A 3,465-nucleotide genomic window follows, 5' to 3' on the forward strand; every position below is an offset into this window, starting at 1 on the left:
CCCTTGTACCTGCCATCCCATGGAATTGTATAACCCATTGAAGAATATATTTTTTCGCCATACCTGTTAAACACATCAACAGTATTATTAGGGTAGTCACCCAAGTATTTAATTTCCCATAAGTCATTTTTGCCGTCGCCATTAGGTGTAAAAGCATTGGGTATAACAAGATATTTTAATACTTTAACCCTGACACTGGCCGTACTTGAGCAACCTTCCTCCGAGGTTACCATCAGGCTGTAGTCTGTAGTTTCGGTTAAGGTTGCCGTTGGGTTTAATATGTCATCATGATCCAAACCTGTTGAGGGGTACCATTTATAGCTTAAATTATGACCGTTTGCCGATGCCTTTAAAATAACCTGGCTCCCTTCAAGCACGGTAACAGGCCCATCTATCGATACCGTTGGTGAAGGATAAACCAATATCTGCTGTTTCACTGTATCGGGGCAGCTGTTTTGGGTTGAATAAATATAACTTATCTCGGCCGTACCCGTACCGGCTATCGAAGGATCAAACAAGCCACCGGGATTTATTCCTTTACCTGAAAACATACCTTTACCCATTGGTCCTACGATACTTAAAGGTGCAAGCTGCACAGGCTTATCCTCGGGGCAAACAGCGGGCGCCTGGGCAAATGTTATTATATGGGCCGCCTTTACAACAACGTTAAAATCCTGAATATTGGCACACACCCCACCAGAATAGGCAGCCACGTGCACACTGAAGGTGTGGTCACCATCGGTAAACACGGGGTAAGTATAACGTAGTTGCAGACCGTAAACCGGGTGCTCATAAACCCTCAATGATGTGGCATCGGCGGTGTTAAAAGTAACCTCAAGCCGGGTAATACTTCCGAAATTTACAGTAGACCTATTTTCAAAAAACACCTCTTTGTTGCTACACAAAGMAGCAGGATCGGGCACAACAACATTTGCCTTAGGAATATCGCCGTTAACAACAAAAGTTTGTGTTTTGGTGTACGTACAACCGTATTTTGTGGTAACCTTTAAGGTTACCTGGTAATCATTTCGGGCTTCGGTATAATGATGCCTGGGATTTTTTTCTGTCGATGTATTATCTGCGGCACTGGCATGCATATCTCCAAAATTCCATTGGTAAGTAAACCCGGATTCGGTATGATCGCCAATCATACTGTTATCTTTAAACTCAACCAAATCGGCAACACAGGCATCGGGTAAAATAAAATCAACCACAGCAATATCACTTATTTCTATTGCTTTTACTTTTGGCAAGCCCATACAACCGCCCGCGTTAACCACTGTTAATTTCACGGTATAAGTTCCGGCTGCTTTGTAAACGTGGGTAAATGGGGTATTATCAGCTTTTTCGACCACCGCGGTACTATCGCCAAAATCCCATAACCATTTTGCAATAGTACCATCACTGCTTGTAGAATGATCTGTAAAGGTTATATCCAGGCCGGGGCAGTATGGAGCCAAAAAGTCAAAATTGGCAACAGGTAAATTAGTAATACTAACAGGTGTCGGCTCAGATACATCGCCACAGCCATTTTCGTTAATAACAGTTAGCCTTACATTATAAGTACCCGGATGCTCATAAACATGCGACGGATTTTGTACAACATCGGTATATCCATCGCCAAAATCCCATAACCGTGTTTTGGTTTCGCGGCCATAGGTTTGTGATGTATCCCTAAAAAAGGTAGTATCGCCTAAACATGAACCTGCAAAAGTAAACCTTGCCACCGGCGGAAGAGCCATATTAAAATCAAGTTCAACGTCTTCGGCCGAGCCACATTCATCGGCTATGGGATTAAACACAGTTGCTACCACACTGTAATTTCCGGTTGTGTAAATTTTATCATCACGGTATTCATACAAATAGAGTGTTTGATCACCCCTAACGGTAGTTGATTTAACAAGTGGATTACTATCAAGGTAGGTAGTGCCGTTTTTAAAATCCCATTTAATGCTGGTTGTTTTAAAAGGCAGGGTTAACTGGAGCCTGTAGGTTGCACCTGTACACCCATTTAGTTGCGAGGTACTGCTTTGCGGATCTTTCAGGGCTATAAACTCGGTAAGGTTTTTAAGGTTGGCACCGGCCGCGTACCCGTATGATTCGGCGTTGCCAAAACCATAGGCTATGGCGTTAAAACCATCAGAGGCACTAATGTGGTGCACGCCATTATTAACTGCAATTTGTGCATATGAATAAACGGGGTTGCCGGCAACAGGTACAAATTTTGTATACGGACTGCCATCAAGTGCAAAAGTAGGCACTGCGCTTGTTTTAATAACTACATTAATAAAATTATTAATGATTCTGAAATTACCGGTTGAATTTAAGGTTACATGATCCAGCGTTTGCTCAAGCGGATTAAGATATATCATTTCAGGATCCCCGGTATCCTGGTTTGCATCAACACAGTTAATAGTTTTAAATTGTGTTACAGCATATTGAACAACCTGTACCTGTTTATTGGCAGTAATAACGTTGGGGGCATCTGAATTAAATTCGTAATAAAGCCCCCCGGTAAAATCCGATGGCAGAAGGTTACGTCCATTTAAATTTACAATAGTATTAGGATCGCTCAATATGATCCTGAAAACATCGTAATTCCGGCTTTTTAAAGGCGCTGTGATATAGTTTTTTCCCCAGGAGGCAGTTGGATATAACTGTTGGAAAAGGTTATCAGATGTGTTATTTACCGTATTGCAACCTATAAGTATTTTTGAACTGCCAGAAAACACAGCTACTTTTTTACAAGAACCGGCCTGTGTACTTATTGTACGGATGCGTGTGCCGGTAAGGTCATTATCTGCAAGGCCCTGGTATACCTGGCCTTTGTTTAAAATTATAGTAAACGGTTTTCCCGGAGGCTCGCCGTTAAGCAAATATGTTTTGGGTGTTATTTCAACGGTGGTATTATCTTCGGTGCCAATAACCGCAAATGTTGAATAGGATGCTTTTTTTTCGGTTATGAGCGAATTGGATAATTGGGTGTAATTAATGGATACATAATCCTTACCAAGCACATTTACCGGCAGTAAAAGGGTTGCCCCCGAAACGCTTTGCGCAAAAATGTGGGCGTAAACGGCTATAGGCTTTTGTGAAGTGATATGGATCCCTTTAGTAGAAAAACCTTGCTGATCTAAAAAAGCGCTTGCCGGTATCGAAACTGTAAGGATGCCCCTGGCAACTACATCATAGCTTTCAGAAAATGAGCCATCGGCAATAACCACATTTACCGTCGTATTAACATCGGCTGTAATATAAAGGTTCATCTTGCTCACATTACCCCTGGGATCTGTGGTTGTTGGGGGAGTAATATGATCCATGTACACCGTCCAAAATTCGGTTCCCTGGTTTGAAAAACCACCCTGAGCATAGGCACCTAAACTACAGCACAGTAAAATAAAGACCGAAATTATCGCCCGTAAAAATTTCACCCTGGTATAAATGTTTAATTGGCCTTTATTTATC

General features: G+C 42.0%; 1 protein-coding gene. It reads right to left on the minus strand.

Annotated features, from left to right (window positions below; genetic code table 11):
* Positions 1–3,431: PKD domain-containing protein (locus AC1DPZ_RS24155; protein ID WP_477408285.1), on the minus strand; the 3,431-nt coding region annotated here is incomplete at its 3' end.
* Positions 3,432–3,465 lie beyond the last annotated feature (34 nt).

The sequence above is a fragment of the Mucilaginibacter sp. P4_G9 genome (assembly GCF_056400985.1).